The sequence below is a fragment of the Streptomyces sp. NPDC056222 genome (assembly GCF_042264065.1).
Taxonomy (GTDB): domain Bacteria; phylum Actinomycetota; class Actinomycetes; order Streptomycetales; family Streptomycetaceae; genus Streptomyces.
In genome coordinates this window covers 1-7,134 of record NZ_JBHJTL010000170.1, presented here as the reverse complement: position 1 = coordinate 7,134, position 7,134 = coordinate 1, and the positions used below count along the sequence as shown (strand labels likewise).

Sequence of the window (7,134 nt, the reverse complement as noted above, 5' to 3'; positions counted from 1 at the left end):
TCGGCGGAGGGCTGAGAGCCACACCCGACACCCCTGGGTGGACCAACCATACGAAGGGCTGGCCCGGTCCCGTGGAACAACGTAGGGAGGGCTGATCCTGAAGATCAAACAGGCCCGCGCGCACACGTGCGGTGTAGGCGCAGCGCGTCCGCGGCCACGTCGGCCAGCTGGTTGGCCACGCTGGCCGCGCCCCGCCCGTGGATCGGCTGCCCAGGCATGAGCCCATTCCCACTTCGGCGTCATGTCCATCGACCCACCAGGCGCATGCGATGCGGATCTTCCCTCCGTCATCGTCACTGGCTGCGGTCGACCGCGTCCGCTCATTGCGCCGGCGGAGTACTGCCGCTCGCGCGGGGCGACAGCCGCCCCTCGATCCCGTTTTCAGGGGATGCAGCTTGTGGGTGGGATCGGCCAGCAGAGAGGCGTGGTGATCCAGTCGCGGTAGCTGTCGTTGTGGGAGAGGAGCCGCGCCAGAGCCCCGTGCTCGGCGACGGTGGTCGGTGGGGGAGGTGGTGTGGCGGGTGAGGATCAGGGTGCCGGCCTTGCCGCTCCAGGTGGCGGTTCCGGGCTGACGCAGCCACCACCCAGTGCCACGATGGGAGGAAGGGGCTACGTCGCTGGGCGCTTCAGGGAGGCGATCATGGGCCGCGAGTATCAATTTCATTGCGAGCATGCCGGCTGCTCGGTCACCGTGGGCCTGCGGATGGGTGGGGCGCGGGAGCTGGAGCTCCTCGTGGACGGGAAGCAGGTCGCCGCCGCCCGCGCCCATGGCCACCACGCGCAGACGATGGTGATGACCACAATCCTGCCCACCGACCCGCCTCGCGGCATCGAGGTCGAGGTGACGCTCCCGGGCGCTCTCGGCGGCGATCCGGCAAGCACCCTGCTCGCGGGTGGCGAACGCAAGCCGATGCCCGCCCGGGAGGTGCCCCGACGGGCGCGGCCGACGGAGGCTGACTGGTACTCCTGACCGTGTCGGGGCCCCGGAGCTGCTGACAATAGCTCCGGCCCCCGGCCCGTGGCCGTAGCGGCGCAACGGCCAGCAGCTCATCACACGTCGTTATCGCCAACCGTTACGACATGCGCCACCGCCGGGCGGACCAGCGGGGCGAGTACGCCGCAGCGTTCCTTGTTGCCCCTCCGCCCGGCCGACCTGTCCAGGTCTTGGTGTCCGGCACATCCGCAGCGCCGCAGGGAGTACGGAACGGCGCCGACGGGCAGGGACCTCACCGCTCGGAAGTGTCTCGATCCGCAACCCAGTTCCTTCAACGACGCCGCTATTGGTCCGGCCAGGGGCTCGCCCCTCAGCCGTTTGCGGATTCCCGACACAAGGTGACGTCTGCGCCCTCAGACGAGGTCGAGGAGTTGCTTGTATGTTTCGGCGAACCCGCAGCACTCGTCGACGAGTCGTATCTCCATCATCCAGCGGGCTCGAAACCCCGCCAGGTCCGTGCGGCGCAGTGGCTTGCTGTTGTCAGGGGAGATGAACTGGCCGATTCGGGCGCGCGGGTGGGGGATGAGACATGAGCAATCTCCCCAAGTCGTCGGTGAACAGCGCTGCGCCCGGCCGACGTCGGGCATCGGCGGGGCGCAGCGGGTGGTGGGTTCGGCCAGGCGGCCTGTCCGGTCCACGCCCGGCCATGGGGCGCGGGGCGGGGCGAGAACCAGGCGCGGCGTCGGGTCTCAGCGGGTGTTGGGGGCCCGCAGGTGCTTCGTCAGCTGCATTTTGGTGCTCCACCCCAAGACCGGGGCACCGATGACGCTCAGGTTCATCGGCGCCACAAGCGAGCATGGCAACTGCCCGACCCTGTACGAGGTCGAAGAGACTGGCGACTTCGTCGTCCAGGGCGACCAGCTCGACGCCGAGCACCTGGCCCAGCTCCGCGACCTGGGGGTGAAGGAGACCGCCGTCGTCGTCCCTCGCGAGCTGCTCACCCGCTTCGCCCCCAAGGAGTGACCGTGCCCACCCTGATCCCCTTCGAGGAGATCACCCACCTGTTCGCCGACTTCCAGCACACGGCGTTCCGGCTCGAAACCTGCCGCGGCTACGCCACCGGCCGGCGCGCCCGATTCCAGGCGTTCATGCACGGCATCGGCCCCTCCCCGGAACCGGACCACCCATGGAACGTCAACGTGCGCGACAAGGCCGCACGGGGCGCCCGGTTCTCCCGCATCCGGATCTTCGACGAGCCGCCCACCAACGGTCAGCGGTTCCTCATGGCGAGCGCGGCCGGGAACGTCGACGCTGGCGAGGAGACCCGCGTACTGGCCCGCTCCAAAGCCGAGCGGCTCGGTCTGCCAGAGTGGGACTTCTGACTCTTCGGCTCCCGCACCCGGTGCGAATGCACATCGACGACACCGACACCACAACCGCCGTCGAGTTGGTGGAGGCCCCCGCCGAGGTGCTCGCGGCCTGCCGCGCCCGCGACGCCGCTAGCCGCAGGCAGCTCGTAGTCGCGGACCTGGTCGTGGGTGAGCAGGACCCGTTCCCCATGGCTCCAGCAGTCCGTGCGTGCCCCCAAGTCTCGTTCGATGTCGGGGCCCGAGGCGTCGAAGTCGCCGACCAATCTCCGGGGCGCCATGAGTGTGCGGATGGAGTTTCCGCAGCTCAGGAGCGGTCGCAGTACTTTATCTGAGGCAACACGTGTGGTGCACGGTGCCTATTGCTGGGCCGGGCCGCTGCGGCCCAGGAGCCCGCTGACCATGCCCATCCCGGTCGTTCGCTGAGCCTGAGCACCGAATGCTGCCACGGCGCCGACTTGATCGAGGTCGGCGCCGCGGTGGTTTCAGCGCAGCTTGCGGAAGAACTCCCGCACGTCGCCGACGAGCAGGTCGGGGGCCTCCATGGCGGCGAAGTGGCCACCGCGGTCGAACTCGGACCAGTTCACGACAGTGTGTTCGAGCTCGACAGTGCGCCGGATCGACACGTCCATGGGGAACACCGCGACCCCGGTCGGCACCGTGGAACGCTCACTGGCGCCCCAGGCTCCGGCATGCGCGGTCTCGTAGTAGCTGTTGGCCGAGGACCCGGCGGTGCCGGTCAGCCAGTACAGCATCACGTTGGTGAGCAACAGATCCCGGTTCACCGCGTCCTCGGGCAGTTCGGCAGCGGGATCGGTCCACTCCTTGAACTTCTCCACGATCCAGGCCAACTGCCCGACCGGGGAGTCGTGCAGGCCGTGCGCCAGGGTCTGCGGCCGGGTGATCTGGATCATCGCGTAGCCGGACTGCTCGGTCTCCAGGTACTGCAGGTGATCCAGCCGCGCCCGCTCGGCCTCGGTCAGCTCTCCCACCTCGTCCGGGTTGACCTCGGTGAACGCGGAGAGCCCGTTCGCGTGCACTCCGACGACCTTGTCGGGGTTGAGCCGGCCGAGTCCCGGGGAGATGACCGCGCCGGTGTCGCCGCCCTGCGCGCCGTAGCGGTCGTATCCGAGCCGGTTCATCAGCTCGGCAAACGCCCTGGTCACTCGGTTGGTGTCCCAGCCGGCCTCGCGGGTCGGCCCGGAGAACCCGCTGCCGGGGATCGACGGGATCACCAGGTGGAACGCGTCCGCCGGGTCGCCACCATGTGCCCTGGGGTCGGTCAGCGGGCCGATGACGTTCAGGAACTCCACGATCGAGCCGGGCCAGCCGTGGATCAGGATCAGCGGCAGCGCGTCCGGCTCGGGCGAGCGCACGTGCAGGAAGTGGATGTTCTGCCCGTCGATCTCGGTGGTGAACTGCGGGTAGGAGTTCAGCTCCCGCTCGTAGACGCGCCAGTCATAGCCATCGCGCCAGTACTTGGCCAGCCCCTTGAGGTAGCTCACCGGCACCCCGCGGCTCCAGCCTGCATCGGGCAGGTCCGCGGCCCACCGGGTCCTGGCGAGCCGGTCCCGCAGGTCGTCCAGGTCAGCCTGGGGAATGTCGATGGTGAAAGGCCGGATCTCGCTGTTGTTGTCCATGCCGACAACCCTAGGAGCCGGTTAGGTCAGATCCGGTCCTAGGTCGATGGCAGACTTCACACCATGTGGGAAACCTCGACACGGCTACTGCGACTGCTCTCGCTCCTGCAGACCCGACGCGACTGGTCCGGCGGCGAACTGGCCGAGCGACTGGAGGTCACTGCGCGCACCGTGCGCCGCGATATCGACCGGCTGCGCGACCTCGGCTACCCCGTGCTGGCCACCGCGGGCACCGCCGGCTACCGGCTGGGTGCCGGCGCGGAGCTGCCGCCGCTGCTGCTCGACGACGACGAAGCCGTCGCGGTCGCGATGGGCCTGCGCACGGCCGCCGGCGGTTCGATCACCGGCATCGAGGAGATCTCGGTGCGGGCCCTGGCCAAGCTCGAACAGGTACTGCCGTCCCGGCTGCGCCACCGGATCAACGCCCTGCAGTCGGTGACGGTGCCGATGGCCAACACCGGCCCCACCGTCGACCCGAGCACCCTCACCGCCATCGCCGCCGCCTGCCGCGACTCGCTGCGCCTGCGCTTCGACTACCGCACCCACGACGGAACCACCAGCATCCGCACGACGGAGCCCCACCGCCTGGTGTACGCCGGCCGGCGCTGGTACCTCATCGGCTGGGACGCCGACCGCGAGGACTGGCGCACCTACCGCGTGGACCGCCTCGCCCCACGCACACCCACCGGCCCCCGGTTCACCCCGCGCACCCCGCCAGACCCCGATCTCAGCGGCTACACCTCACGGGCGATCTCCACGTCGGCCTACCGCTACCAGGCCCGGTTCACCCTGCACGTCAGCGCCGAGACCGCGGCCGAGCGGATCACCCCCACCACCGCAGCGCTGGAACCGATCGACGAGCACAGCTGCACCCTGCGGGCCGGATCCAACTCGCTGGACGAGCTGGCCATCTACGTGACAACCAAAGGCTTCGACTTCCAAGTGCACGAACCCCCAGAACTTGTCGAGCACATCAAGACGCTGGCGGCCCGGCTCACCAGCGCGACGGATGAGCACCACGGTCAGGTCGAGACAGCAGGGAACTAGCACGGGAACGCCTGTGTCCTCCAGCCAGCCGGCCATCTGCGCCCGCAGGGTGTCCTTCTCACAGGCCACGTACAGGGCCGTGGTCTGGCAGGCGGTCCGGTCCAGGGCGAACCAGTCAGGCGCGGCACGCAGGAACGCGCCAGCGTCCGGCCAGGCCGGTGGAACGTGGACCTCGCGCAACGGGTCGATGCGGTCGGGGAACCGCTCCTCCCGGCGTGCCTGAGCCAGCCGCGCGGACAGACGCCGGTACGCCGGTGCGGTATGCGGGATCAGGCCCTCCGTGACAAGCCGGTAGTAAGCCTGCCGGAGGGTGCAGCCGCCGACCTCGTCGTAGCGGGTGACGATGCCGGCGGCACGATCCACGATGCGCGGCCACTGGAGTCTGGGCACACCGGTACATGTACCCCTCGGGTCGGCGGCGGGTGCCTCCGGAACTCGTGAGCATCGACCTGCCCGCCAACGGGGTGCCTCCCGCGCTCATCGACAAAAACGACTCCCGATCTCGTTTCTGGCACAGATCTTGGGGAGCGGTCGCGGAGGGGGACAGCTTCGTTCGATACAAGGAGGGGCGGCGACCTCGGGGACCGTCAGCGTTCACGCATTCTGGTCCACCACCAGCGCGTCGTCGCCCACTCGTTGTAGTTGGGCTCCGGCAAGGTGCGGCGCTCAAATTCCTCATCGATACGCGTGATCAATCGGCCCAAGTCCCGTTTGGCTCCGGGCGGAAGGTACAGCATCGCCCACTCCAGGTCATCACGGGCATCTCCTACCCCGGGCGAATCAAAGGCGGAGGCGTCCAGGTAGCGTCCGGGCTCCTGAAAAGCCCACTCGAAACACGAGAGTGCCTTGGCGACCGCGTTGGGCCACATCTCCTGGTCTTCGACCCGGCGGATCGCTGCACGAGTCCGCGCGGAGACACCGTGGACCCTCAGAACCGGATACTGCCATCGTGGCCGCCACCGCTCTGCACGGACGGCCTTGGGATGCCTACGCGGCATTGCCCTTTCGGATCAACATGAGGCCATCCTGCCACGGCTGGGCACCTGCATGCACCGGCTGCAGCAGGGGTTCTCACCATCCGGTTCTCGCGCAGTTCTTGGGGAACGTCGCGAAGCATCCCCACACGGATGAGGTGCTCCCCGGCCGTGAGCCAGCCCCGGCTACACCGACGTGCAGAAGCCGAGGTCGCCCGATAGCAGGCCGAAGCGACTCAGCCGCGAGAGAGGAGACGGTGACCGACCGGACAAGTCCTAGACGACCAATCGTGTACCGGGACGGGTTGCCGCTCAGGTTTGACGCGGAGACCGCAGCTGCCATCTGGTCCAAAGTCGGTCCGCCCGCAGCGACACAGGACTGGTAGATCAGGTTCTTCAGGTTCCGCAGCGGGCCCGAGGGAACGACGGGCGGCGGGATCAGTCGCGTGCTGCCGCCACCCTCCAGTGGCCTCGAACCCGGGCTCTCCTTCGGCCCGTCGCTTTTCATCGCACCATCATGCCCGCCACCCACCGCACCGCGCTGCTGAACAGGGCTTATGCACCTCTCTGTTGACGGCTCGACGCTTCTCAGAATGGCCCATCTCCGGTCGCGCAATGTGATGTCCCAAGCCGGCTGGTTGCCCGTTCCAACACAAGGTCAGGACATCGTCATGAACCGCAAACACACTCCGCGTCGCCGACCCGGGCAGCCCGGCAACAGCGTGCGCTGCACCGTCGTCGGAGGGATCATCTCCGGCATCGTTCGCTGATCAGCAGCTCGACCGAGTCCGACAGCTCCTCCAAGTCCCAGCGGGCGAGCGCCCGCCGCGCGAGCCGCCGGGCGCGCCCCGGGGCCGCGTCCTCAGGTTCCAGGCACCAGTACGCCACGTCGCTGGGCGCGATCCCGTCGAAACGGGCCGCGAGCAGCGCGATGTCGTCGTCCCGGTCGCCCGGGCCGGGCATGTCGAGGACGTCGTCGCAGAGCGCCTCCCGTGAGGGCGAGCGGTCCGGGCCGGTCAGAAGGGCCGTTGCCGCGAGGTGTTCCTGCAGCTGCTCAATCCCGTAGGGCCCTGGGCGCCGTGGCCGAAGCACCGAAAGGCACCCGGCCGGCATGATCGGGGATCATGCCGGCCGGGTGCCGGGAACCGTGGAGCGGGTCTGCCTTACTCCTG

Annotated in this window: 5 protein-coding genes and 1 pseudogene; 4 read left to right on the top strand and 2 right to left on the bottom strand. The window is 68.9% G+C overall.

Going from position 1 to position 7,134, the window contains the following annotated elements; genetic code table 11:
- Positions 1-640: 640 nt before the first annotated feature.
- The 3 genes from ACFC0D_RS37610 (at position 641) to ACFC0D_RS37600 (ending at position 2,316) form a co-directional block, all read left to right on the top strand.
- Complete coding sequence (locus ACFC0D_RS37610) at positions 641-970, top strand: hypothetical protein (RefSeq protein WP_376446397.1); 330 nt, start codon at positions 641-643, stop codon at positions 968-970.
- 786 nt (positions 971-1,756) lie between these two features.
- Positions 1,757-1,957 (top strand): hypothetical protein, encoded by a 201-nt coding sequence (locus ACFC0D_RS37605; protein ID WP_376446395.1) that lies wholly within the window; start codon positions 1,757-1,759, stop codon positions 1,955-1,957.
- 2 nt (positions 1,958-1,959) lie between these two features.
- The gene (locus ACFC0D_RS37600) at positions 1,960-2,316 is read left to right on the top strand and encodes a DUF6879 family protein (protein WP_376446392.1); all 357 of its coding nucleotides are present in this window, start codon (positions 1,960-1,962) and stop codon (positions 2,314-2,316) included.
- Positions 2,317-2,786: 470 nt separating this feature from the next.
- On the opposite strand, the gene ACFC0D_RS37595 is transcribed toward ACFC0D_RS37600, so the two are convergent.
- A complete protein-coding gene (locus ACFC0D_RS37595) occupies positions 2,787-3,941 on the bottom strand; it encodes an epoxide hydrolase family protein (RefSeq protein ID WP_376446389.1) in 1,155 nt (384 codons plus the stop codon).
- Between the two features lie 63 nt (positions 3,942-4,004).
- Between ACFC0D_RS37595 and ACFC0D_RS37590 the strand changes: the two genes are divergently transcribed.
- A complete protein-coding gene (locus tag ACFC0D_RS37590) occupies positions 4,005-4,988 on the top strand; it encodes a helix-turn-helix transcriptional regulator (protein WP_376446386.1) in 984 nt (327 codons plus the stop codon).
- A 1,736-nt stretch (positions 4,989-6,724) separates the two neighbouring features.
- Here the strand turns inward: ACFC0D_RS37590 and ACFC0D_RS37585 are convergent.
- Positions 6,725-7,024, bottom strand: a pseudogene (locus ACFC0D_RS37585) (serine/threonine protein phosphatase); the annotation flags it as partial.
- Positions 7,025-7,134: the final 110 nt, after the last annotated feature.

Coding starts and splice junctions, on each gene's coding strand:
- ACFC0D_RS37610 (WP_376446397.1), top strand. CDS start 641: ATGGGCCGCGAGTATCAATTTCATTGCGAGCATGCCGGCTGCTCGGTC.
- ACFC0D_RS37605 (WP_376446395.1), top strand. CDS start 1,757: ATGACGCTCAGGTTCATCGGCGCCACAAGCGAGCATGGCAACTGCCCG.
- ACFC0D_RS37595 (WP_376446389.1), bottom strand. CDS start 3,941: ATGGACAACAACAGCGAGATCCGGCCTTTCACCATCGACATTCCCCAG.
- ACFC0D_RS37590 (WP_376446386.1), top strand. CDS start 4,005: ATGTGGGAAACCTCGACACGGCTACTGCGACTGCTCTCGCTCCTGCAG.